The 24,113-nt window shown below is 31.2% G+C and carries 25 protein-coding genes and 1 pseudogene; 25 read left to right on the forward strand and 1 reads right to left on the reverse strand.

Annotation, left to right across the window (positions count from 1 at the left end; translation table 11 throughout):
• The 11 genes and pseudogenes from RR643_RS07155 to RR643_RS11710 all read left to right on the forward strand — a co-directional run.
• Positions 1-584 (forward strand): GDSL-type esterase/lipase family protein (locus tag RR643_RS07155; protein ID WP_332482782.1); only part of this gene is annotated, 584 nt, incomplete at its 5' end.
• A 13-nt stretch (positions 585-597) separates the two neighbouring features.
• Positions 598-1,059 carry a DUF4358 domain-containing protein gene (locus RR643_RS07160; RefSeq protein ID WP_332482783.1) on the forward strand — a complete coding sequence of 154 codons (462 nt, stop codon included), beginning with the start codon at positions 598-600 and terminating at the stop codon, positions 1,057-1,059.
• Positions 1,060-1,082: 23 nt separating this feature from the next.
• The gene (locus RR643_RS07165; RefSeq protein ID WP_332472592.1) at positions 1,083-1,562 is read left to right on the forward strand and encodes a sigma-70 family RNA polymerase sigma factor; all 480 of its coding nucleotides are present in this window, start codon (positions 1,083-1,085) and stop codon (positions 1,560-1,562) included.
• 3 nt (positions 1,563-1,565) lie between these two features.
• On the forward strand, positions 1,566-2,414 hold the full coding sequence (locus tag RR643_RS07170; protein ID WP_332472593.1) for a DUF3298 and DUF4163 domain-containing protein: 849 nt from the start codon (positions 1,566-1,568) through the stop codon (positions 2,412-2,414).
• 12 nt (positions 2,415-2,426) lie between these two features.
• Positions 2,427-3,836 (forward strand): MBOAT family O-acyltransferase, encoded by a 1,410-nt coding sequence (locus RR643_RS07175; protein ID WP_332472594.1) that lies wholly within the window; start codon positions 2,427-2,429, stop codon positions 3,834-3,836.
• Positions 3,837-3,847: 11 nt separating this feature from the next.
• Positions 3,848-4,981, forward strand: a complete 1,134-nt coding sequence (locus RR643_RS07180; protein WP_332482784.1) for a DHHW family protein — start codon at positions 3,848-3,850, stop codon at positions 4,979-4,981.
• 250 nt (positions 4,982-5,231) lie between these two features.
• Positions 5,232-7,031 carry a DEAD/DEAH box helicase gene (locus tag RR643_RS07185; RefSeq protein ID WP_332482785.1) on the forward strand — a complete coding sequence of 600 codons (1,800 nt, stop codon included), beginning with the start codon at positions 5,232-5,234 and terminating at the stop codon, positions 7,029-7,031.
• A gap of 2 nt (positions 7,032-7,033) precedes the next feature.
• On the forward strand, positions 7,034-7,228 hold the full coding sequence (locus RR643_RS07190) for a YwbE family protein (RefSeq protein WP_332472597.1): 195 nt from the start codon (positions 7,034-7,036) through the stop codon (positions 7,226-7,228).
• Positions 7,229-7,407: 179 nt separating this feature from the next.
• On the forward strand, positions 7,408-8,331 hold the full coding sequence (locus RR643_RS07195; protein ID WP_332482786.1) for a sensor domain-containing diguanylate cyclase: 924 nt from the start codon (positions 7,408-7,410) through the stop codon (positions 8,329-8,331).
• Positions 8,332-8,526: 195 nt separating this feature from the next.
• Positions 8,527-9,066, forward strand: a pseudogene (locus RR643_RS11705) (ATP-binding cassette domain-containing protein); the annotation flags it as partial.
• A gap of 102 nt (positions 9,067-9,168) precedes the next feature.
• A complete protein-coding gene (locus RR643_RS11710; protein WP_442881415.1) occupies positions 9,169-10,122 on the forward strand; it encodes an ABC-F family ATP-binding cassette domain-containing protein in 954 nt (317 codons plus the stop codon).
• Between the two features lie 73 nt (positions 10,123-10,195).
• On the opposite strand, the gene RR643_RS07205 is transcribed toward RR643_RS11710, so the two are convergent.
• Entirely contained in the window at positions 10,196-11,113 is a 918-nt protein-coding gene (locus RR643_RS07205; protein ID WP_332482787.1) for an exopolyphosphatase, read from the reverse strand.
• Positions 11,114-11,275: 162 nt separating this feature from the next.
• Between RR643_RS07205 and RR643_RS07210 the strand changes: the two genes are divergently transcribed.
• From RR643_RS07210 to RR643_RS07275, 14 genes are all read left to right on the forward strand, one after another.
• Positions 11,276-11,644 (forward strand): VOC family protein, encoded by a 369-nt coding sequence (locus tag RR643_RS07210; protein ID WP_332472601.1) that lies wholly within the window; start codon positions 11,276-11,278, stop codon positions 11,642-11,644.
• Between the two features lies 1 nt (position 11,645).
• Positions 11,646-12,323 carry an MBL fold metallo-hydrolase gene (locus RR643_RS07215; RefSeq protein WP_332482788.1) on the forward strand — a complete coding sequence of 226 codons (678 nt, stop codon included), beginning with the start codon at positions 11,646-11,648 and terminating at the stop codon, positions 12,321-12,323.
• Positions 12,324-12,753: 430 nt separating this feature from the next.
• The gene (locus RR643_RS07220) at positions 12,754-13,053 is read left to right on the forward strand and encodes an ArsR/SmtB family transcription factor (protein WP_332482789.1); all 300 of its coding nucleotides are present in this window, start codon (positions 12,754-12,756) and stop codon (positions 13,051-13,053) included.
• Positions 13,044-14,057, forward strand: coding sequence for a permease (locus RR643_RS07225; RefSeq protein WP_332482790.1), 1,014 nt, complete (start codon positions 13,044-13,046; stop codon positions 14,055-14,057). The genes RR643_RS07220 and RR643_RS07225 overlap by 10 nt, the downstream gene beginning before the upstream one ends.
• A gap of 9 nt (positions 14,058-14,066) precedes the next feature.
• Positions 14,067-14,381 (forward strand): thioredoxin family protein, encoded by a 315-nt coding sequence (locus RR643_RS07230; RefSeq protein ID WP_332482791.1) that lies wholly within the window; start codon positions 14,067-14,069, stop codon positions 14,379-14,381.
• Positions 14,374-15,432: an ACR3 family arsenite efflux transporter gene (gene arsB, locus RR643_RS07235; RefSeq protein ID WP_332468506.1), complete on the forward strand. Its 1,059-nt coding sequence runs from the start codon at positions 14,374-14,376 to the stop codon at positions 15,430-15,432. Before RR643_RS07230 ends, arsB begins: the two co-directional genes overlap by 8 nt.
• Positions 15,419-15,829 carry an arsenate reductase ArsC gene (locus RR643_RS07240; protein WP_332482792.1) on the forward strand — a complete coding sequence of 137 codons (411 nt, stop codon included), beginning with the start codon at positions 15,419-15,421 and terminating at the stop codon, positions 15,827-15,829. Before arsB ends, RR643_RS07240 begins: the two co-directional genes overlap by 14 nt.
• A gap of 104 nt (positions 15,830-15,933) precedes the next feature.
• Positions 15,934-16,380, forward strand: a complete 447-nt coding sequence (locus RR643_RS07245; protein WP_332482793.1) for a nucleoside-diphosphate kinase — start codon at positions 15,934-15,936, stop codon at positions 16,378-16,380.
• Positions 16,381-16,807: 427 nt separating this feature from the next.
• Positions 16,808-17,617 carry a C39 family peptidase gene (locus RR643_RS07250; RefSeq protein WP_332468509.1) on the forward strand — a complete coding sequence of 270 codons (810 nt, stop codon included), beginning with the start codon at positions 16,808-16,810 and terminating at the stop codon, positions 17,615-17,617.
• Between the two features lie 100 nt (positions 17,618-17,717).
• Positions 17,718-18,533, forward strand: a complete 816-nt coding sequence (locus RR643_RS07255) for a putative manganese transporter (protein WP_332468510.1) — start codon at positions 17,718-17,720, stop codon at positions 18,531-18,533.
• 101 nt (positions 18,534-18,634) lie between these two features.
• A complete protein-coding gene (locus RR643_RS07260; protein ID WP_332468511.1) occupies positions 18,635-19,084 on the forward strand; it encodes a MarR family winged helix-turn-helix transcriptional regulator in 450 nt (149 codons plus the stop codon).
• Positions 19,074-20,453, forward strand: a complete 1,380-nt coding sequence (locus RR643_RS07265) for an MATE family efflux transporter (protein ID WP_332468512.1) — start codon at positions 19,074-19,076, stop codon at positions 20,451-20,453. Before RR643_RS07260 ends, RR643_RS07265 begins: the two co-directional genes overlap by 11 nt.
• 64 nt (positions 20,454-20,517) lie before the next feature.
• Complete coding sequence (locus RR643_RS07270) at positions 20,518-22,248, forward strand: ABC transporter ATP-binding protein (RefSeq protein ID WP_332468513.1); 1,731 nt, start codon at positions 20,518-20,520, stop codon at positions 22,246-22,248.
• 1 nt (position 22,249) lies between these two features.
• Entirely contained in the window at positions 22,250-24,031 is a 1,782-nt protein-coding gene (locus RR643_RS07275; protein WP_332468514.1) for an ABC transporter ATP-binding protein, read from the forward strand.
• Positions 24,032-24,113 lie beyond the last annotated feature (82 nt).

A 24,113-nucleotide genomic window follows, 5' to 3' on the forward strand; every position in this document is an offset into this window, starting at 1 on the left:
TGGTTGATAATAGTTATTTTGATGATGCAGTATTCATTGGTGATTCAAGAACAGAGGGATTAATTCTAAATACGGAATTATCAAATGCAGTATCATATACTCACAAGGGTTTGATGGTTAATACCGTGTTTACTAAACCAATTATAAATAAAAATGGAGATAAACTTACAGTTATGGAAGCTTTAAAACAAACTGAATTTTCAAAAGTATATTTAATGCTAGGGATTAATGAGACAGGGTGGCCATATAATGACATTTTTATTGAAAAATACGCAAAAATAATTGATTCAATAAAAGATATCAATAGTAACGCAATTATTTATATTCAAGAAATTCTGCCAGTAACAAATAGTGTTTCTTCATCACATGAATATATTAAAAATGAAAAAATAAATGAATTTAATGAGTTAATAAGAAAAATGGCAAATGAAAAGGGAGTTTATTATCTAGATGTTAGTAATGCTGTCAGTCTAGATGATGGATCACTCCCGGAAGATGCTGCATATGATGGGATACATCTTAAAAAGGAATATTGTGAAAAATGGCTAAATTATTTAAAAACACATACAATAACAAGAAAGTAAAAAGAGGTTAACAATGAAAAGTATAAGGAAAATAAGCATATCTATTTTGATATTATCATTTTTAATTTTAGGATGTTCAGAAAAAACTACAGTTAAAATAAATATGGAAGCATTGGGGAATGAATTAATTGAAAAAGTAGGTTTTGAAGATGAACTTAATAAAGTTAATGACATCAATACAATAAATATGCTGTATGATATAAAAGATGCAAAAAATACTATTCTATATATAAGTAGTGGTGCTACGGCAGAAGAAATAGGTATTTTTGAGTTTGAAAACGAAGACTTAGCTAAAGAAGGCTTACAAAAAGCAAAACAAAGAATTGAAAATCAAAAGGTAAATTTTGATGGGTATATGCCTTTAGAGATAAAAAAACTAGATGATGCGATAGTAAAAAGAATAGATAATTACGTCGTGTTATGTGTAGTTGACGATAATGAAGCAGAAAAGATCATTAATAAATATGTAAATTGACTAGATAGAAAGAGGTAAAAAATTTGGAGACAGTACAAGAACTTATTAAACTTGTTACAACAAATAAAGATAAATACTATCGAGTAGCATTTGCGTATGTAAAGAATAGAGAAGATGCTTTAGATATTGTTCATGATGCCATTGTTAAGGGTATTCAAAAATATAGTTCTTTACGTAGAAAAGAATATCTTGAAACATGGTTCTATAGAATTTTGATTAATGAAAGTATTGCATGTATAAGAAAAAGAGAAAATACACAATATTTAGATGAGTTTACAGAATCACAAATCAGTGATGAGGCTTATGATGAAAATGTAGATTATACTATGCTTTACTCTTCTGTGGATAAACTGTCTCCAGAATTGAAGACAGTAATTATCTTACGATTCTTTGAAGAAATGAAAATTAATGAAATTGCTGAAATAACCTCAATGAACCTAAATACGACTAAAGCAAGACTATATAAAGCATTAAAGATATTAAGAGAATACATGGAGGAGTAGGAAATGGTTGAAAAATCAAAATATGATAATATTGAAATTCCTGATGAACTGGATTCGATCATAAACAATGCACTAAAAGAAGGAAAAACATTAAGACGAAAAACTATTACTAAAAAAATAATGAAAAAAACTAGTATAGTTTTAGTTATACTAATTTTCAGTATGATATCCCTTGTTAATGTATCACCTGTATTTGCGAAAGCTATTTATGAAATACCATTAATTGGTGATTTATGCCAAGTATTAACTTTTAGATCATATCATTTTGAAGACGAAATAAAATATGTTGATGTTAAAATACCAAACATTGTCAACACAGGTAAAACAGATTTAGAACGAAGGGTAAATACGGAGATTCAAAATGTTATTAATCAATGCGTAAAAGAAAGTGAAGATATAGCGAAAGATTATTATGAGGCATTTATTGAAACAGGAGGAAAAGCTGAAGAGTTTATTCCGGTTGGAATAACAGTTGATTATGATGTGAAGTACATTAATAAATCAATAGTATCATTTGTTGTAACACAACAACAAACAGCTTTTAGCGCTTATAATCACACTTTGTATTATAATATCGATTTAGAAACAAACAGATATTTAACCTTGAAAGATTTATTTGGAAGTGATTTTGTCAAAATAATTTCTACAGAAATTGAGAATACAATAAATGGCTGGAATGATGAAAAAAGAAATCTATTATGGAGTGATTTAAATATAAGTGACTTAATTTCTGAAAATACCAATTTTTACATAAACCAAGATAACCAAGTAGTTATTGTATTTGAGAAATATGAAGCAGCTGCAGGTTCTGCTGGAAATCTTGAATTTTTGATAACAACAACCCTAAAATGAAAGTGATAAAAATTGGTTTTTAGTAGTTTAATTTTTATTTTCTTCTTTTTGCCTGCAACTTTGCTTGTATATTATTTATGTCCTTTCAAAATAAGTAACTTAATTTTACTTATTTCAAGTGTACTCTTTTATTTTTGGGGTGAACCGAAATATCTAGTTATTATGATTTTCTCTACACTATTTAATTACACAGCTGGAATAATAATTGAAAAATATCAGACTCAATATAATGGAAACAAAGCTAAAATTGTATTGATAATTTCAATTGTTATTAATCTTGGAGTTTTAGTTATATTTAAATACAGTAATTTTTTAATTGAAAATATAAATCAATTGTTTAATGGATACATTTCACCACTAAATTTTGCTTTGCCAATTGGTATATCATTTTATACATTTCAAACAATGTCATATACAATTGATGTGTATAAAAAAGAAATAAAGGCACAAAAGAAATTTGTAACTTTTGCGGCTTTTGTAACAATGTTCCCACAACTTATTGCTGGACCAATCATACAGTACAAAGATATTAATTCTCAACTTGAGTCTAGAAAAATAACAGTAGATAATTTTTCTTATGGGATATATAGATTCGTGCAGGGATTATCAAAAAAGGTATTATTGGCAAATAATATTGGCTTAATTTGGGAACAAATATCGTCTAGTAATTTAAGTGTTTTATCGATGGGAGAAGCTTGGTTAGGAGCCATTGCATTTTCGTTTCAAATATATTTTGATTTTTCTGGATACTCTGATATGGCTATAGGATTAGGTGAAATGTTTGGGTTTCATTTTAGAGAAAATTTTAACTATCCATATTGTTCTTGTAGTGTAACTGAATTTTGGCGTAGATGGCATATATCTTTAGGAACTTGGTTTCGTGAATATGTTTATATTCCATTAGGAGGAAATCGAAAGGGAATATATAGGCAATTAATCAATATATTTATTGTTTGGTTTTTAACAGGGTTTTGGCATGGTGCGAGTTGGAATTTTATAATATGGGGATTGTACTTTGGTATATTACTAATTTTTGAAAAATTGTTTTTATTCCGATGGTTTAGTTTTTTTCCTAGGTGGATAAAGCACATATATACTTTATTTTTCATAATCATTAGCTGGGTAATATTTGCAGTAAGTGACACAGCACAATTGGCTGAATATTTAAAAGCAATGATTAATTTTAATCAAATTACAAATTCAAGTTTTCTATATTACATGGAATCAAATTATCTTTTACTAACTATATGTGCAATATTTAGTTTAGGTATTATAAAGTTTAATAGGACCTTTTTTAAAAATCAACTAAGCGATGGATTTTTTTCAATAATTAAAATTGCTAGTTTAGTTATTCTTTTTGTAATTAATGTCAGTTTTTTAGTGGGAGAAACATATAATCCATTTTTATATTTTAGATTTTAGGGAGATTAATCATGATTAGAAGATATAATAAATTAATGGTCATTTTATTTAGTCTGATTTTATCTGTAATTTCTATTTATTTCATAATTGACAGAGATAAAGATTATTCTGTTGTTGAAAATCGATATCTATCAAAAAATCCAAGTATTTCATTAGAAAATATTTTGTCGGGTGAATATATGATAAATATGGAAAAATATATTAATGATCAGTTCCCAATGAGAAATGTATTTATTTCAATGAAAACAGATTTTCTTAGACTAGTTGGTAATAAAGAAATAAATGGCGTGTATTTTGGAGATAATGGATATTTAATTGAAAAGTGGAATAAAAATGATTTTGACGATACGATATTTCGAAAAAATATTAATATAATTAATGCATTTGCAAAAAATAATCCTAAGACTAAAATATCTATAATGCTTGTCCCTACTGCGAGTTTAATATATAAAGATAAGATTTCTAAAAATGCACAAATGGTAGATCAACAGAGTTTATCTAATATTGCAAAAAAATCTTTAGTAAATGTTAAATACATAGATTTAATTCCCATTTTTTTGTTAGATAATAAAGATTTATATTATAAGACAGATCATCATTGGACAACAAAAGGGGCATTCATCGCTTATAAAGAGTGGGGTAATATCAAAGGTATTGATGTTCATGAAAAAGATTTTAAGATAACTCCAATATCTAACAGTTTTCAGGGGTCACTTCACTCAAAGATTTTAAACAAGGATTGTGAGAAAGATAAAATTGAAATATATGAACGTAATAACCAAGGTGTATATCAAGTATATTATGATTTTGGAAAGAATAAGAGTAACGACATTTATGAAATGAAACATCTTCAAAACAAAGATAAATATCAAGTATTTTTAGATGGAAATCATGCAGAAATAAAAATGAATACATCACAATTGAATGGTAAACACCTCTTAGTGATAAAGGACTCTTTTGCAAATTCATTAATACCATTTTTAATGAACGATTATGAAACCATTCATATCATTGATTTGCGGTATTACAACGAGGATATTAATGCTTATATTACTGAATATGGAATAAATGAATTTTTATTCTTATATAATTTTAAAAACTTTAGTGAGGATGAAAATTTAGGTAAACTAAAGTCTAAATCATGAGATACTTCCCATAAGAATTACTTAGATTCAGCATTAAATTTAGGTATGGTAATTCGTTCAATACCGGGGAAAATAAATAGTAAAAACCAAAGATATATATAAAAATAGAGCGAATTATCCCTTGTAAATGGGGTAGTTGTATCTTTATTTTGATAGATGTGTTATACTATGCAACGTACATATAGTAATAAATAGCGATAAAGCGATACTTAAGTGTATCGCTTTTTATTCGCTTGTTGAAAAGGAAAACATGAAATTTAACACATTAGACATTAACGAATCAATTTTAAAAGCAATTGAAGAAAAAGGTTATACCGAACCTACACCCATCCAAGAGAAAGCTATACCTCATGCATTATTAGGTAAAGATATTTTGGGATGTGCACAAACAGGTACAGGGAAGACAGCAGCGTTTTTAGTCCCTACAATCCAAAGATTGAAAAAACATGACGCGACAAAGATTAGAAGTTTAATCTTAACACCAACAAGAGAACTTGCGATTCAAATCGAAGAGAACTTTATTGAGTATTCTAAATATACAAATATTAAGAGTGCAATTATATTTGGTGGTGTACCACAAAGACCACAAGAGAGAATATTACGTCAAGGAGTTGATATTGTTGTAGCAACACCAGGACGACTCTTGGATTTGATGAAACAAAAAGTTATCAGTATTAAAGACATTGAAGTCTTTATCCTAGATGAAGCGGATCGTATGTTAGACATGGGATTTTTAGTAGATGTGAAGAAGATTATTGCTGCATTACCACAAAAGAAACAAACACTTTTCTTTAGTGCTACAATGCCAAAAGAAATTAAAGAATTAACACAAACACTTCTTCATGAACCCGTAATTATTGAAGTAACTCCACCATCAACAACGGTAGAGAATATTCAACAATCACTTTATTATGTTGATAAAGCGAATAAAAAAGATTTATTACTAGATATTCTAAAGAAGAATAAAATAGATAGTGCATTGGTGTTTACAAGAACAAAGAACAATGCAAATCGTTTAGGTAAGTTCTTAGCTGCAGCGCATATTAAAGTAGGAATTATTCATGGTAATAAATCACAAAGTGCACGTCAAATCGCATTATCACAATTTAAGAATGGTGATATCAAGGTATTGGTTGCGACTGATATTGCAGCACGTGGTATTGATATCAATGAATTAAGTTATGTATTTAATTATGATATTCCAACAGAAGCTGAAGCTTATGTTCACCGTATAGGTAGAACTGGAAGAGCAGGAAATGATGGTATTTCAATTTCATTTGCTGATATTGATGAGATAGATCTTGTAAAGAGTATTCAAAAGTTAATTAAGCTCAGCATTCCTGTTGTTGAAGAACATCGATATCCAATGTTAGTCTTACAACCTACACCAAAGAAAAAAGGCAAAGGATCATCACCGAAATCAAAGACTGCTAGACCAGTAAGAGGTAAAACAAGTAGGGATAAGAAATCAGATGATACAAGTAAGAAAACAAAAGAACGTAGTGATACAAAGGATACTACAGATAGAAGAGCGAAAAAGTTCGACTCGGATACTAGTGAGAGAAAACCTTACCAAAGAAAAAGAACAACTGATTCTAGCGTGAAAACTAGAGATACAAAAGATAGTTCAGAATATAAAGGCAGTAGAGAATCTAAACCAAGAAAGTTTGACTCTAGCAAAAGTGAATACAAACCTTATGCAAAGAAAAAAACAAGTGAATCTGGATTGAAATCTAGAGATACAAAAGACAGTACTGAATATAAAGGTAATAAAGAAAACAAGACAAGGAAGTTTGCTTCAGGTAAAGGAGATTATAAGCCTTATGCAAAGAAGAAAACGAGTGAGTATGGTATGAAAAATAAAGAAATTAAAGAAGGTACAGGATTCAAAGGAACTAAAGACACGAAAACAAGTAAATTTGATTCTGTAAAGAGTGAATTCAAACCTTATCAAAATAAGAAATCAACGAATTCATTTGGAAAGTCAAATGGAAACCAAACGAATCAAAAACAAAATAGACAATCTAAACAAGGCGCAAGAGGTAGATAGTCATGGCGATTACAAATCGTAGTCAAATTGAAATCGGAGCTTGTGTTCAAGTGGTATTAAAACAAGACCAAAGAACAGGTAAACTGACTAAAGGTATTGTTGCTAGAATTCTTACTAATTCATCAAATCATCCAAGAGGAATTAAAGTAATGTTGGAAGATGGACTTGTTGGAAGAGTTATGAGTATAGAAAATTAAATAAAAATGGAAACTTCATGTTTGATTAAATCGAATTTGAAGTTTTTATTATGATTTTTACACTTTATTGAGCAATTTGATGTAACAAAATGAATAATGATTAATTAATTTACTATTGAATTATCCAAAATAGATAAAAAGTGATATGATTTCATTATAAAACCAATGGGAGAAAAAGTATGGATGAAAAGTTTGTGTGTGATCGTGATGCAAAACTAAAGATTCAAGAAAATAATATACGAAATATGCTGGATCGCATGCAAGGAGGAATCATTCTTTGTAATTTTAGTTTGTTGACTCAAAGCTCAGTGATAGAATACTTAAACCAAGGATGGACAGAGATAACCGGATATACTTTAGATCAACTTGAAGAAGAAAAGAATGGTAATCCGCAAGCGTTAATTTTGCCAGAGGATAAAAAATTTGCGGATGAGCAATATGCTGCACAAATGGCATGTGGTAATACTTATGAACTCATGTATCAAATTACAAGACGTAATGGTGATATAAGATGGGTAATTGATAAAGGGGTTGTTTCATCACTACCTAATGGAATCATGCAAAATTTAAGTGTGGTAACAGATATTACTTCTCTTAAACAACAAGAAGAAGCAATGAAGGTGTTAGCACAACAAGATCAATTAACTGAAGTAAATAACAAGAATACATTTAATACCGTTGCTAAGAAGATTTTAGAACGCCAAAGCGACAAGCTTCATGCATTATTGATGATTGATGTGGATGATTTTAAGGATGTGAATGATTCATTTGGTCATGCTATAGGTGATTCGGTATTAGAAAATGTTGCATCCCATTTGAAAGAAAGTTTTCGAAGCTGTGATGTTGTAGGAAGAGTTGGTGGTGATGAATTCGCGGTTCTTATTACGGATATTCCCAACGAAAGTATTGTGATTAAAAAAGCGGAACATGTCGAATATGTTATGAATGAAAAAGTAGTGGGTATACCTTCGTTCACAGTAAGTATAGGTATCGCTTATTCTAAAGATTATAATGGTTTTGACGAATTATTTGTTGCATCTGATAAAGCGTTATATTCTGCGAAGAAAAAGGGAAAAAATCAATTTCAAATTGCTAGTAAATAAAAGGAAAGTGATGTGTTGTTAGATTGTGACTAATAAACATATTACTTTTTATTTTATAAAACAAGTTTAAGCAAGTGACATTAATTTTATCGAATATGATTCGAGTTAGATGAATTAGTCTGACATTTCATACACAAGTTCGCATATTTCCTTTGTTCATGGTATAATTCTCATATTGCGTTTGGAGGTAATTGAATGATAGGAACAAACAATATCAGTGTTCGTTTTGGACAAAGAACATTATATAAAGAAGTAAACATTAAATTTACAAATGGAAATTGTTATGGATTAATTGGTGCTAATGGTGCTGGTAAGAGTACATTTCTAAGAGTGTTAAGTGGTGACTTACAACCGGATACAGGTGAAGTTTACATGGGGAGTAGAGAAACTCTTTTTACATTAAAACAAGATCACTTTGCTCATGAAGATGAACAAGTCATGAACGTAGTTCTACGTGGTAATGAAAGACTCTATGCCATTATGGAAGAAAAAGATGCGTTATATGCAAAGACTGATTTTACAGATGAAGATGGAGAACGTGCAGGACATCTCGAATCTGAATTTGCTGATCTTGATGGTTGGAATGCAGAAAGCCAAGTTGCAATTTTACTAAATGGGTTAGGAATTGATTCTGATTACCATGAAAAGTGTATGAAAGAATTATCGGAAAGTGAAAAAGTAAAAGTATTATTAGCTCAAGCATTATTCTCTGGAGCGGATACATTATTATTGGATGAACCTACCAATGGGTTGGATATAAAAGCCATTTCTTGGTTAGAACATTTCTTAATTAACTATGAAAATACAGTTATTGTTGTATCGCATGACCGTCACTTCTTGAATAAAGTATGTACTCATATTGCGGATGTTGATTTTGGAGAAATTCGTATTTACTCAGGAAACTATGACTTCTGGTATGAATCAAGTCAATTAATGGCTAAGCAACTAAAAGATGTGAATCGTAAGAAAGAAGATAAGATTAAAGAATTAGAAGAATTTATCGCTCGTTTCTCAGCGAATGCATCGAAGTCAAAACAAGCAACATCACGTAAGAAAACATTAGACAAAATTGTATTGGATGATTTGAAACCATCAACACGTCGTTATCCATTCATTGATTTTAAACCAGCACGTGAATCAGGAAAACAAATTTTGAATTTAGAAGGTATTTCTAAGGCTATTGAAGGAAGTACATTATTAAATAATATTAGTTTTTCAATGTTGCAAGGTGATAAAATTGCGTTAGTAGGTAATACAGTTGCATGTACTACGTTACTTAAAATAATTAATGGAGATATGGATGCAGATAGTGGTGAGTTTAATTTAGGACAAACAATCACACCTTCATATGTTCCAATGGATAATTCAAAATATTTTGAAACAGATGATGATATTTGCACATGGTTATCTCGTTATACGGATAATGATGATATTTCATTCATTCGTGGTTTCTTAGGCAGAATGTTATTCACTGGTGAAGAAGCGCTAAAACAAGTTAAGGTATTATCGGGTGGAGAAAAAGCACGTTGTATGTTAAGTAAAGCGATGCTTGAATCACCAAATCTAGTTATGCTAGATGATCCAACAAACCATTTGGATTTAGAAGCAATCACCTCATTGAATGATGGATTAATTAATACAAAAGCAGAATTACTATTTACATCTCATGACCATCAGTTCTTACAAACAGTTGCGAATCGAATTATATTGATTCGTGAAGATGGAACAATGCAAGATTATCGTTGTACTTATGATGAGTATCTTGAAAAAGAATTAGGAATAGAAGAGTAGACAAGCTAAAAAGCTTGTTTTCTTTTTATGTAAATAAAAACTTCGCTAGGTATATAACAAGCGAAGTTTATCTTTATTTATTGAGTACTTTAATTTCATCAATAAGTGATTCTAATTTTGTATTCATCTCTTCATCGGTGAATTGGCAAGTTCCTACAACTTTATGACCTCCGCCACCATACTTAAGCATAAGATTACCAACATCCATTGTACATGTCTTATTGAGTACGCTATAACCTACTGCGGCACTACATCCTAAACCACCTTTACCATTCACAATCCATACGGATAAGTTTGCTTCAGGGTACAGGCTATAAATTAAGAAACGGTTGCCAGCGTAAATTGGATCAACACCTCTTAAGTCAGAAATGACTGTTTTATTTTCAATGTGTGTATGTTCCTGTATCATCTTGATGAACATATCATTTTGTTGCCAATAAAGTTCGACACGCTCTTGAACATCAGGTAATCCAAGGATATCTTCAATTGTATGATCTGCGCAATAAGTAATCATATCTTCCATTAATTGGTAATTACTGATTCTAAAGTTTCTAAAGCGACCAAGACCAGTACGGGGATCCATAATAAATCCAAGTAGTACCCAATCTTTAGGGTGAAGTATTTCATCAATTGTTAAATTAGCACTATCAACTTTATCAACTGCATCTAATATAGCTTCAAAATTTGGGAAAGCTTCTGCACCGCCATAGTAATCATAAATTACATGTGCACAACTTGGGCAAAGTCTACTTTCTCCAATATATTTTCCTTTATAAGCGTTTCTTTCTGTTTCACTCGAATGATGATCAAACCATAATCCGCAACCCTTTACATAAGGAACATTTGCTAAGCAGTCATCTTGTCCAATCTCTACAATACCATCTTGTAAATCCTTAGGATGAACAAATTTCCAACTATTAACAATTCCTTTATATTTCAGTAATACGGCACAAGCTAATCCATCAAAGTCTGATCTTGTTATCAGTCTCATTGTTGTACCTCCATCTATAAATACAGTATATCACTAAGGATTCAAAAAGGTATGTATAAAATAAATAACTTAATAAAATGAATAAATAGGATTATTGAATTGATTCATATTTCTTGAATTACTTATTTCTTAGTGTACAATTTTAACTATGGAGGTAAGGGTATGAAATTTAAAATGATACATGAAAATTACAATGTTAAAAATCTAGAACAATCACTTGAATTCTATGATAAAGCATTAGGGTTAAAAGAAGTAAGAAGAAAAATAGCGGACGATGGGTCGTTTATTATTGTTTATTTAGGTGATAATCAAAGTGGTTTTGAATTAGAACTGACATGGCTAAGAGATTTTGATCGCCCGTATGATTTAGGCGATAGTGAGTTTCACTTAGCTTTTCAAACTGATGACTATGAAGAAGCATATAAAAAACATAAGGAAATGGGTTGTATTTGTTTTGAAAATCCATCAATGGGAATCTATTTTATTGAGGATCCAGATGGTTACTGGTTAGAAGTAGTACCAACTAAATAAAATGAAAATTACATATATTGGTCACAGTGGTTTTCTTGTTGAGTTAGAAAACCATTACCTATTATTTGACTACTTCGAAGGAGATCTACCTGTATTAGATTCAAATAAAAAACTACTCATATTTTCTAGTCATAATCATCATGATCATTACAATCCAAAGATTTGGAAATTAAACCATTCTACTGATAATACGATTTATATTTTATCATTTGATATTCCACTAATTGATACTCAAATGAAGAATGTTTATCAAATGAAACCTTATGAAAATCTTTGTTTAGATGATGGAGAAATTGTAATACATACATTTAAATCGACAGATGAAGGTGTTGCTTTTCTTGTGGAAATATCGGGTAAAGTAATTTATCACGCAGGAGATTTAAATATGTGGAAATGGGAAGAAGAAAGCGATAAGTATAACAAGGCAATGGAGGATAATTATCTCAAGGAATTAGAGTTAATTCAAAAGTATAGAATTGATATTGCATTCTTGCCATTGGATCCTAGACAAGAGAGATATGCATATGATGGTATTAAATCTTTTGTTGAAAAGGTTAATTCTAAGATGATATTCCCAATGCATTTTTGGAAGGATTATTCAGTTATTGAAAAGTTTAAAACTGATACACAGATATCAATTATGAACATTGAATATGAAGGACAAGAATATACATTTTAAGTTAGCAAAAAATTAATTTTGATAGAATAAATAGGTGTTGAATATTGACGGTTAGAGAGTGAATGATATAATAATAACGTCAGTAATGCTCACAGGTTCAAAGGAACCAAAGAAAAACACAAGGTGGCTGCCTTGTGTTTTTTAATGCTTGGCTTATTACTAATCGTTTCTTCTATCAAGCCATTTGTAAATATAATATGCTACTATACTAGCCACAACAGAAGCTATTATTTCAGTAATACTCACCTGAACTCACTTCCCTTCAGGCTAAATGAGTTCGTGATTAGTAATAGATAATTATATCTTATATTTACAGTGAAAAGGTCTCGTTGTGTCCCAAATATATTAAGATATATTTGATTAAACATATTGACGAATATCGATATGATGATATACTTTATACATCGATGAATATCGATGTGAGGTATTTATGAATAACTTGGAAATTGCAATTTTGTTTAAAGCATTGTGCGATGAAAATCGCGTAACGATTATGGAACTATTAAAAAGTGGTGAAAAGTGTGCGTGTATTCTTTTGGAAGAATTACAAATAGGACAATCAACTTTATCTCATCATATGAAGATTTTATGTGATAGTAAAATGGTGGTTTCACGAAAAGAAGGAAAATGGACTTACTATTCAGTGAATGAAAATAAAATAGAAGAAGCAACTCATTATCTAACAACTTTTTCAACAAGTAAAAAGGATAAGAAATGTTTATGCAAATAATTGAAACGGTTTTATTGTTTATACAAAACCAAGTATTAGGAATGAAGTGGCTTAATGAACTGATTGGTTTTGGATTGAGTTCATTAGGAATGGATTTAAGTACAAGGATTGGGAGTAGTATTCAATTCTTTATTTATGATGTAATCAAGATTTTGTTATTGCTATCAATTTTAATTTTTATTATTTCGTATGTTCAAAGTTATTTTCCACCGGAAAGAACTAAACGTATACTGGGAAAATACAAAGGAATAGTAGCAAACACTTTAGGAGCATTACTAGGAACAGTAACACCATTCTGTTCTTGCTCATCAATACCTTTGTTTATTGGGTTTACTAATGCTGGATTACCAATAGGAGTTACCTTTAGTTTCCTAATCAGTTCACCACTTGTGGATTTAGGGGCGTTCATTCTTTTAGTAAGTATATTTGGTGTAAAGATTGCAATTATTTATGTTGTTGTGGGGTTAATACTAGCGGTAGTTGGTGGAACTGTAATTGATAAATTACACATGGAAAATGAAGTAGAAGATTATGTCCATCAAATAACATCAATCAACATAGAGGAACCAGATTTATCAAAATCTGATCGTATAGAATATGCAAAGGAACAAACACTGCAGACTGTTAAAAAAGTTTTTGTTTATGTTCTGGTGGGAGTAGGAGTAGGAGCGCTTATTCATAATTGGATTCCACAAGAGTGGATTCAAAGTATATTGGGAAGTGAAAATCCTTTCTCAGTAATTATTGCGACGCTTGTTGGATTACCAATGTATGCTGATATTTTTGGAACTATACCCATTGCAGAAGCTTTATTTACAAAAGGTGTAGGCGTTGGAACAATTCTTGCCTTTATGATGGCAGTTACAGCGTTATCATTACCTTCGATTATTATGTTAAGAAAAGCAGTGAAGCCAAAACTATTAATTCTATTTGTAAGTATAGTGACAATTGGAATTATTCTGATAGGCTATTTATTTAATGCATTACAATTTATGTTCATTTAGGAGGAACTTATGAAATTATTTGGAAAAAAAGAAGAAACATGTTCATGCAACAATACGAGTGGAAACGTAGAAAGAAAAATTATGGTATTAGGTGCGTGTTGTAAAAAGAGCCAAACATCTTTTGAAAATGTTAAGCAAGCAGTGAAGGAATTGAATTTGAATGAGGAAGTTTCCAATATTGGAGATAATGCAATGATCGCAAGTTATGGTGTAATGCAAACACCAGCTTTAGTAATAAATAAAAAAGTGTACACATATGGTAAATTAATTTCGATTGAAGATGCGAAGAAGTACTTGTATCAATCTGGCATGGCGCATGAATAAACAAAAAGATCAATCTATAAATTTCTTTGATAAATATTTATCTCTATGGGTCATTCTTTGTATGATAGTAGGAATATTGATTGGTAAATACTTGCCAGGAATACCTGCTTTCCTAAATCGATTTGAATATGCAAATGTATCAATTCCAATTGCTGTTCTCATTTGGTTTATGATTTATCCAATGATGCTTAAAGTTGATTTTGGGTGTATTAAGAATATAGGAAAGAATCCAAAGGGGTTATTTGTAACATGGATTGTGAATTGGCTTATTAAACCTTTCACGATGTATGCCATTGCGTATTTATTTTTCCTTGTTTTGTATCGCAATTTAATTCCTATGGATTTGGCAAAAGATTATCTTGCAGGCGCTGTTTTATTGGGCGCGGCCCCTTGTACGGCGATGGTTTTTGTTTGGTCATATTTAACAAAAGGAAATCCAACATATACAATTGTACAGGTTGCAACAAATGACTTAATTATCTTAATCGCATTTACACCGATTGTAGGATTTTTACTTGGTGTTACAGGTATTAGTATACCTTGGGATACGTTAATTCTGTCAGTAATTCTATTCGTTGTTGTTCCGTTAGGACTTGGAGTATTAACGCGATACTATATTGTGAAAACTCAAGGTGAAATTTATTTCAATAACAAATTTGTAACAAAATTTAAAAATGTAACTGTAGGTGGTTTGTTGTTGACACTGGTTATTATATTTTCTTTTCAAGGTGATATGATTTTGCGAAATCCGATTCATATTCTTCTAATTGCTATACCACTTATTCTGCAAACATTTTTTATATTTTTTGTTGCTTACTTCATATCGAAATTATTAAAACTACCACATGATATTGCGGCGCCTGCTGGGATGATTGGTGCATCGAATTTCTTCGAACTTGCAGTAGCAGTAGCGATTTCATTGTTTGGGGCAAATAGTCCAGTTGCCCTGGCTACAATTGTTGGTGTACTTGTAGAAGTACCAGTAATGTTAATACTTGTTCAAATTGCGAACAAAACGAAAGGATGGTTTATACAAAATGACAAAACCTAAAGTAGCGTTTATATGTGTTCATAATTCTTGTCGCAGTCAAATCGCTGAGGCACTAGGAAAGAAATTTGCCAGTGATGAGTTTGAATTCTTTTCGGCTGGCACAGAACTACGACCACACATTAATCAAGATGCAGTTCGGTTGATGAAGAAAATATATGGTATTGATATGGAAGAGACACAACAATCAAAACTACTTGAGCAAATACCAAGTGTCGATATTGTGATTACTATGGGTTGTAATGTGAATTGTCCTTTCTTACCATGTCTATATCGCGAAGATTGGGGTTTAGATGATCCTTCTGGTCAAAGTGATGAAGTCTTCCTAGAAACGATGAATAAGATTGAGAAGAAGGTTAAAGAATTAATTATAAGAAAAGATGAATTATTAAAAAAATAAGTCAGAAATGATAGAAATAATTGTAAAATAAACTGAGATTTAATAGATGCCTAGTACTTGGATGTTGTTTGGCGTATGATAGAGACAACTAATGGAGGTAAATAATGAATCAATCTTATGTAATGTTTAAACCCGATTGTCTTCAAAGAGAACTAGTAGATGAACTAAAGAAAGTCATTGAAGAAAATGGATTCACAATTGTAAAGAGTAAAGAAGTTTTAGTAGATGAAGAAAGAATACTAAAACACTATGAAGAAGTAATTGAACGATTAAATTCAGACTCATTTAAACAATCAATCATCAATGCTTTTGTAGGGAAGAAAGTAATTGCAATGGAAATCACGAATAATAGTGGTGATTGCATTGAGAAATTCAGGGCATTATTAGGTCCAACAGATCCTGCAAAAGCGTCACCTCAAACAATACGAGGTAAATATGGTAATGATTCGATGGAGAAATCTAAAGCAGAAGGAAGAATGTTGAACAATCTAGTTCATGCATCTGATAGTGAAGAAAATGCACAAAAAGAATTAGAATTATGGTTTAGTTAAGGTATCTTTGAAAAAGATATCTTTTTTTTGCTGAAAACCATTGTGTTTTGAGTATGTTATGATATACTTTTTTTCGTGATTGAATAAGGGGGGGTAGAATTGAGTCATTCACATCCTAATTTTTAAATGGAGTAATCCATTTTTGAAGACGAGAGTCTTTGACAATTGACCGAAGTTTTGAAAAAGAAATAGGCTACGGACAGCTGGGTCAAATGCCGAATTAGCGACAAGTGTTCTTGTTGGGAGTTTAAGAAACTCATTTATAAGTTTAAGTGCTTGTAAAAACAATAAGAGTAGTAAAAGTAATTATTTACTATATAGACTCAAGATACCTAAGAAGTATAAATAAAACAGAAATGATAATAAATAAAACCAATAGGATAACTACAAGTACAATAACTTTGTTTATTTCGTAAGGAGAAAATAAATGAAAAAAATTATTGTATGTTTATTAGCGTTAGCTTTAGTTGCGGGTTGTAGTGCTACACCAAATAAGGTAGAAAGCACACCTACTCCTGAAACTAAGGTAGTTACAGGGAATTATACTGATGAAATGAAAATTCCATATGCAGTTGATCTAGAAGAATATGGTGCAGATTCAGTAGAACGTAATGGTGATCACCAAGGGTCTCCATATTTTAATCAACTTGATTTCTATAATATGGAGTCAACAGATACATTAACAATTTTACCTAAGTTTAAAACATACCAACAAACTTCTGAATGGAGTTGTGGTGTTGTATCAGCATTAATGGTTTTGAACTTTTATGATGCACTTGGAGAATACAATGAATCAACATTAGCTGAGTTCCGCACAAACGGTTTGGATTATGCGGCAACTTCTTTAGAATCAATGATTGATATTTTTGAAGGTGTTGGAGGATTTGAAATTAGTTCAACTTATGATTATACAGAAGAAAACTTTGAAGATATTAGTTTAGAGTTCATCCAAGAAAATATCAAAAATAATATTCCAATGATGGTTGCGTGGAATGACTGGGGTGGACACTGGCAAGTAATTATTGGATATGACACAATGGGCACTGAAACAACACAAGATGATGTGATCATTGTTGCGGATTCGTATGACACGACAGATCATAATCAAGATGGTTATGGAGTTTATCCTGCAGAGAGATTCTTCTATAACTGGACAATGTATGATTTCTTTACTGAAAACTATGGTATTAATGAAAGAGATCGTTTGTTTATCACAGTTAAACCAGTACAAAAGTAATCAATACTTAAACTGATAAGAATTAAAAAATGATTTCATCACAATTCATGTGAAATGAAATCATTTTTATTTTGTGCTACAATTTCAAAGAGGTAAAAAAATGGAACTTATAATAGATGCAATAATTGATACATTAAAAATAATGCCTTTCTTATTTATTACGTACTTAGTTATTGAATGGATAGAACATAAAGCAAGTGACAAGATGGCAATAGGCATACAAAAAACTGCAAAGTTTGGTCCAATATTAGGTAGTGCTGCAGGACTTATACCACAGTGTGGATTCTCTTCTATTGCTTCTACTTTATATGTGACGCGAGTACTTACGCTAGGAACATTAATTTCTATTTACTTAGCGACTTCTGATGAGATGTTACCAATACTGATTTCAAATAGTGCACCAATCGATTTGATATTTAAGATATTGAGTATTAAGTTCATCATCGGCGTAGTCGTAGGTTATGCAATAGACCTAGTTGTTAAAAAAGGTAAGAAGGAAACAATACATATTGATGCGTTTTGTGATGACGAGGATTGTCATTGTGAGGAAGAAGGAATATTCATATCTGCATTCAAGCATACAATCAAGATTAGTTTCTATATATTGATTGTTACTTACTTATTGAATTTGGTCATTGCAAATATACATTTGGAACAATTGCTACTTGCATCACCAACGTTGACAGTGTTTGTATCTGCGGTTGTAGGATTGATTCCTAACTGTGCTGCATCAATTGTAATTACCGAATTATATTTAGAAGGTTTATTGGGCTTTGGCCCAATGATGGCGGGCTTGCTTACCAATGCGGGTGTGGGATTACTGGTTTTATTTAGGATAAATAAAAACATGAAAGAAAACTTCAAAATCATATTACTCTTACTGGTTATTGGAATTATAGCTGGTTTATTACTTTAAGACATGTGAAAGCATGTCTTTTTCTTTGTTGACAATTTATTGTAAAGTAGTAAAATAGTTCATGTTAGGAAAGTTCTAAAAAGAACTATATAGGTAGAAAGATGAATAAAGATATTCTATTGGTTGGAAGATACTTCATTAAGTTTTATGAGAGTTATTGTGCACAAGTATGTGCTAAACATAAGTTAACGCAGATGGAACTAGATGTTATTGCGTTTCTTTCGAACAACCCAGAATTAGATACAGCGAGTGATATTGTAGAAGTTCGCCAATTTACAAAATCAAATATTTCGTTAGCTGTGGAACAATTAATTCAAAGAAAGTTATTGGTTAGACAAAGTGATAAGCAAGATCGCAGAAAAATTCATCTTGTTTTAACGACTTCAAGTAAACCTATTGTGAAAGATATTAAGAAGATGCAAGATGACTTTTCTAATGATGTAGTGTGTGACTTTAGTGATGAGGAAAAACAACTATTCAATGAATTTATCACACGAATGATTACAAATATTTTGAATGGAATAGGGAGAGCAAAGAAAAATGCAGAATAGTGATTTTTTAGGTAAGGAACCAGTCGGTAAGCTTTTATTTAAATTAGCGTTACCAGCGATTACAGCACAATTAATTAATATGTTATATAACATCGTTGACCGTATTTATATTGGTCATATCGCAGATATTGGATCGCTAGCATTAACGGGTGTTGGTGTGTGTATGCCAATTATTATGTTGATCTCAGCTTTTGCAGCTTTAGTAAGTATGGGTGGTGCCCCTCGTGCGTCCATCTTTATGGGAAGAAATGACAACAAGACAGCAGCTAAGATTATGTCAAATTGTTTCACCTTATTGATTCTTGTTTCAATCATTATTACAGGTACTTTATTTTTTAATCAAGAAAAATTATTAATGACGTTTGGTGCTAGTGCAAATACGATTCAATATGCAATGGAGTACATGACAATTTATTCATTAGGGACGATCTTTGTGCAACTCGCATTGGGAATGAATGCATTTATAACAGCACAAGGTTTTGCGAAGACAAGTATGTTGACTGTATTAATTGGTGCGGTTATCAATATTATATTAGATCCAATCTTAATCTTTGGATTTAATATGGGAGTTGAAGGAGCAGCACTTGCGACAATCATCTCACAAGCAGTTTCAGCATTATGGGTTATTTGGTTCTTGGTTGGTAAGAAAACAATACTAAAAATCAAACTTCAAGATATGAAGATTGACTTTTCACTTATTTTACCTTGTATTGCATTAGGTTTATCACCATTCATAATGCAAGCAACTGAAAGTATTATTGCAGTGTGTTTTAATTCGTCATTGTTATACTATGGCGGTGATATTGCGGTAGGAGCTATGACAATACTAACAAGTGTCATGCAATTCTCCATGTTACCTTTACAAGGAATTGCTCAAGGGGCTCAGCCTATAACTAGTTATAATTATGGAGCTAAAAATGCACAGCGAGTAAAAGAAGTATTTAAAAAATTACTAAAAGTAAGTTTTATTTATTCAGCAATCTTGTGGGTAGCGATTATGATTGTGCCACAAATGTTTGCGTCCATGTTTACACCAGATGTTGAATTGATTGAATTCACAAAAGTTGCTTTACGTATTTACATGTCTGCTTCAGTTATCTTCTCAATTCAAATTTCATGTCAAATGACATTGATTGCGATTGGAAATGTAGTAGCATCGGTGTTTATTGCGATACTAAGAAAAATATTATTACTTATTCCATTAATTTATATATTGCCACAAATCTTTACGGCGAATCAAACGATTGCAGTATATCTAGCAGAACCAGTAGCGGATATCATTGCAGTAACATGTACAATCCTAATTTTTTCAAAGCAGTTTAAGAAAGCTCTTAAGAAATTAGATCAAGGGGAAGTTGTTACAAATTAGTAAGATTATTTAAATTTAATATTAGGGGAGTTTACTGACAGTTAAAAAGAAGGAGACTCAATCTATGTCAAAAGTTTTTAAAGAATTAGGACACTTTAAGCTCGGTATTTTCTTTGTTGTCATTACGGTTATTGGAAACGTAGTTGCAAGTTTAGCATTACCAGCTTATTTGTCTACAATCATTAACCAGTCAATTCCAAATAAGGATATAGCTCAAATTATATCAATCGGTGGTACAATGTTAAACTTTGTATTACTTGGTGCAATTTGCAATATTGCAACAGGATATTTTTCTTCGAAAGTATCGATGGGACTTGGCAAGAACATGAGAAGTAAAATATTTAAAAAGATTCAGTATTTTTCACAATCTGAATTTGATCACTTTTCTACATCATCATTAATCACGCGAACTAACAATGATATTATTCAAGTTCAAAATTTTGTGAATATGATGTTACGTGTAAGTTTAATGGCACCTTTTATGTTTGTAGGTGGACTTGTTATGGCGCTTAATAAGAGTGCTACTATGTCGATGATATTACTTATATCCATGCCAGTTATGATTCTGTTGGTTTTATTAATATCGAAATTCGCAACACCGCTTTCGCGTAAGATGCAACAAAAAATTGATAAGATTAATCTTGTTACAAGAGAAAAGTTAACAGGAGTACGAGTAGCTAGAGCGTTTGGGACAGAAGATTATGAATCTGAACGTTTTAAAGAAGTAAACTTGGATTTTATGAATAATTCAATTAAGATGAACACACTAATGGGTGCAATGTCTCCTGTGTTATCTTTAATATTATATGCAACAACTGTTGCCTTAATCGCCTTTGGTGGATATCAAATTGTTATGACGGTTAATGGAGTTATGATTGGTGATGTCATAGCGGTAATTCAATATGTGATGCAAATCATGATGTCAGTTATGTTGTTATCAATGATTTTTGTAATGTACCCACGTGCTTCTGTTTCTGCATCACGAATTAATGAAGTTATGGATACAATTGAAGCAATACAAGAACCTAAGGAACAAGTGGCTGCTCCAATTTTAAAGGGAACTTTGGAATTTAGAAATGTTTCATTTAAATTTGATGGGGCAGATCATGAAGTATTAAAGGATATTAGTTTTAAATCAAATCCAGGAGAGGTAACTGCAATTATCGGTAGTACGGGAAGTGGTAAAACGGTATTGATAAATTTAATTCCAAGATTTTATGATGTTAGCGAAGGTGAAATATTAGTCGATGGAATTAATATAAAGGATTATAAACTTGAAGAGTTAAGAAAGAAAATAGGATATGTTCCACAAAAAGCTTTCTTATTTAAAGGTACGATCGCAGAAAATATTCAGTTTGGTGATGTTAATGCAACAAGTGGACGAATTGAAGAAGCGATTCGTATAGCTCAATCTTATGACTTTGTCACGCAAAAGGAAGGGGGCTTTGAGGCTCCAATTTCGCAAGGTGGATCAAATGTATCGGGAGGACAAAAACAACGCTTAGCGATTGCTCGTGCGATTGTAAGGAAACCTGAGATCTATATCTTTGATGATTCTTTCTCTGCGCTAGATTTTAAAACGGATGCAGCTCTTCGTAGTGCATTAATGAAAGAAGCAGTTGATGCAACAGTGATGTTAGTTGCTCAACGAGTTAGTACAATTATGCATGCGGATCGTATCTTAGTAATAGAGAATGGTGAGTGTGTTGGTATAGGAAAACACGATGAACTTCTTAAATCTTGTGAGGTATACAAACAAATTGTATATTCACAATTAAGTAAGGAGGAGGCTTAATATGAGAAAAAGTAAGAATTTAGATTTCAAAGTAATCTTTGGTCGCTTATTTGCATTTATGAAACCTTATCGTAAAGGATTAATAATTTCTATACTATTTATTATATTAGCTTCGATGTTTAATAGTTTTGCACCGTTTATTTTAGGGAAAGCAACAGACTCAATGTTACATTTAGTTGTAAATGGAGTACCATCAAATGAAGGTATTAAAACATTTATTACAATTTTAATTATTCTAGCTTCATGTTATTTATTATATGCAGTATTTAAATACTTGAGTACACATATTATGGTAAGAGTATCTCAAAAAACAATCTTTGATATTCGAAGTAAAGTAGATGACAAACTTAAAAAGTTACCATTAAATTATTTTGATACCAATACATATGGTGATATCTTAAGTAGAATTACCAACGATGTGGATACAATTTCAAATAGTTTACAACAAAGTTTGGATCAAATAGTTACTGCAGTGACATCATTAATCTTCATCTTTATCATGATGTTAACAATAAGTCCGATTTTAACATTAATAGGAATAGTAACAATTCCAGTAGCATTAGTTATTTCCATGAAGATTGCTCAAAAAGCACAACGTTATTTTAAGGAACAACAAGATACATTAGGTGATTTGAATGGGTATGTAGAAGAAATGTATACAGGACATAATGTTATTGGTGCTTTCAGTAAGGAAAAGGATGTAATCGATGATTTTGAAGTGACCAATCAAGAGTTGTATCAAAGTGGTTGGAAATCACAATTCCTATCAAGTACATTAATGCCAATTACGCAAGCGATGACTAACTTGGGATATGTTGCGGTAGCTGTAGTAAGTTCTATTTTGGTTATATCAGGGAAAATGACAATTGGTATGATTCAATCATTTATTCAATATTTACGTCAATTTTCTCAACCAATAAATCAAACTGTACAAATATCAAATGTATTACAATCAACTGCAGCTGCAGCTGCAAGAATCTTTGAATTCTTGGATGAAAAAGAAGAAATAAAAGAAGCTAATCCTTCCATGTTTCCTAGTGTAGTTGATGGTACAGTGGATTTTGAACATGTGCAATTTGGATATTTACCTTATCAAACATTAATGAATGATGTTTCACTTCATGTTGAAGCAGGTAGTAAAGTTGCGATTGTAGGTCCAACTGGAGCTGGTAAAACAACATTAATTAATCTTTTACTTAGATTCTATGATATTAACAAGGGTTCAATTAAATTGAATGGTGTTGATGTTAGAGATATGAAACGTACAGAACTAAGACAAATATTTGGAATGGTCTTACAAGATACATGGTTATTCACAGGGACAATTCGTGATAACATTCGTTATGGCAAATTAGGTGCATCTGATGCAGAGGTTGAAGCAGCGGCTAAGGCAGCACATGCAGATGAATTTATACGTATGTTACCAGGTGGATATGATATGGTACTTCAAGAAGGGGCTACAAATATAGCTCAAGGAGAAAGACAATTACTAACGATAGCACGTGCAATCTTATCCGATGCGCCAATTATGATTCTCGATGAAGCTACATCATCTATCGATACGCGTACCGAGGTATTAATTCAAGATGCGATGGCAACGTTAATGAAGGGTAGAACTTCATTTGTGATAGCACACAGATTATCAACGATACGTGATGCGGATATGATTATTTATATGCAAGGTGGCGATATTAAGGAAACTGGAACACATCTTGGATTACTCGCAAAAGGTGGTTTGTATGCTAAACTTTATAACTCGCAATTTGCTGAGAATAATGGATAATGAGTAAGAAAAATTAAGTGCACTCATTCATTTGAAAATAAATGATGTAATTAGAACAAGAAAATTGATTTGTTACACAAAT

It is taken from the genome of Anaerorhabdus sp. (genome assembly GCF_036637135.1).
Lineage (GTDB): Bacteria > Bacillota_I > Bacilli_A > Erysipelotrichales > Erysipelotrichaceae > Anaerorhabdus.

Bases quoted from the DNA above. Each gene is read 5' to 3' on its own strand.
- RR643_RS07205 (WP_332482787.1), bottom strand. From the start codon at position 11,113: ATGAGACTGATAACAAGATCAGACTTTGATGGATTAGCTTGTGCCGTA.
- RR643_RS07220 (WP_332482789.1), top strand. From the start codon at position 12,754: ATGAATAACTTGGAAATTGCAATTTTGTTTAAAGCATTGTGCGATGAA.
- RR643_RS07270 (WP_332468513.1), top strand. From the start codon at position 20,518: ATGTCAAAAGTTTTTAAAGAATTAGGACACTTTAAGCTCGGTATTTTC.
- RR643_RS07215 (WP_332482788.1), top strand. From the start codon at position 11,646: ATGAAAATTACATATATTGGTCACAGTGGTTTTCTTGTTGAGTTAGAA.
- RR643_RS07240 (WP_332482792.1), top strand. From the start codon at position 15,419: ATGACAAAACCTAAAGTAGCGTTTATATGTGTTCATAATTCTTGTCGC.
- RR643_RS07180 (WP_332482784.1), top strand. From the start codon at position 3,848: ATGATTAGAAGATATAATAAATTAATGGTCATTTTATTTAGTCTGATT.
- RR643_RS07160 (WP_332482783.1), top strand. From the start codon at position 598: ATGAAAAGTATAAGGAAAATAAGCATATCTATTTTGATATTATCATTT.
- RR643_RS07230 (WP_332482791.1), top strand. From the start codon at position 14,067: ATGAAATTATTTGGAAAAAAAGAAGAAACATGTTCATGCAACAATACG.
- RR643_RS07245 (WP_332482793.1), top strand. From the start codon at position 15,934: ATGAATCAATCTTATGTAATGTTTAAACCCGATTGTCTTCAAAGAGAA.
- RR643_RS07225 (WP_332482790.1), top strand. From the start codon at position 13,044: ATGCAAATAATTGAAACGGTTTTATTGTTTATACAAAACCAAGTATTA.
- arsB (WP_332468506.1), top strand. From the start codon at position 14,374: ATGAATAAACAAAAAGATCAATCTATAAATTTCTTTGATAAATATTTA.
- RR643_RS07170 (WP_332472593.1), top strand. From the start codon at position 1,566: ATGGTTGAAAAATCAAAATATGATAATATTGAAATTCCTGATGAACTG.
- RR643_RS07190 (WP_332472597.1), top strand. From the start codon at position 7,034: ATGGCGATTACAAATCGTAGTCAAATTGAAATCGGAGCTTGTGTTCAA.
- RR643_RS07255 (WP_332468510.1), top strand. From the start codon at position 17,718: ATGGAACTTATAATAGATGCAATAATTGATACATTAAAAATAATGCCT.
- RR643_RS07265 (WP_332468512.1), top strand. From the start codon at position 19,074: ATGCAGAATAGTGATTTTTTAGGTAAGGAACCAGTCGGTAAGCTTTTA.
- RR643_RS07195 (WP_332482786.1), top strand. From the start codon at position 7,408: ATGGATGAAAAGTTTGTGTGTGATCGTGATGCAAAACTAAAGATTCAA.
- RR643_RS07260 (WP_332468511.1), top strand. From the start codon at position 18,635: ATGAATAAAGATATTCTATTGGTTGGAAGATACTTCATTAAGTTTTAT.
- RR643_RS07185 (WP_332482785.1), top strand. From the start codon at position 5,232: ATGAAATTTAACACATTAGACATTAACGAATCAATTTTAAAAGCAATT.
- RR643_RS07275 (WP_332468514.1), top strand. From the start codon at position 22,250: ATGAGAAAAAGTAAGAATTTAGATTTCAAAGTAATCTTTGGTCGCTTA.
- RR643_RS07210 (WP_332472601.1), top strand. From the start codon at position 11,276: ATGAAATTTAAAATGATACATGAAAATTACAATGTTAAAAATCTAGAA.
- RR643_RS07250 (WP_332468509.1), top strand. From the start codon at position 16,808: ATGAAAAAAATTATTGTATGTTTATTAGCGTTAGCTTTAGTTGCGGGT.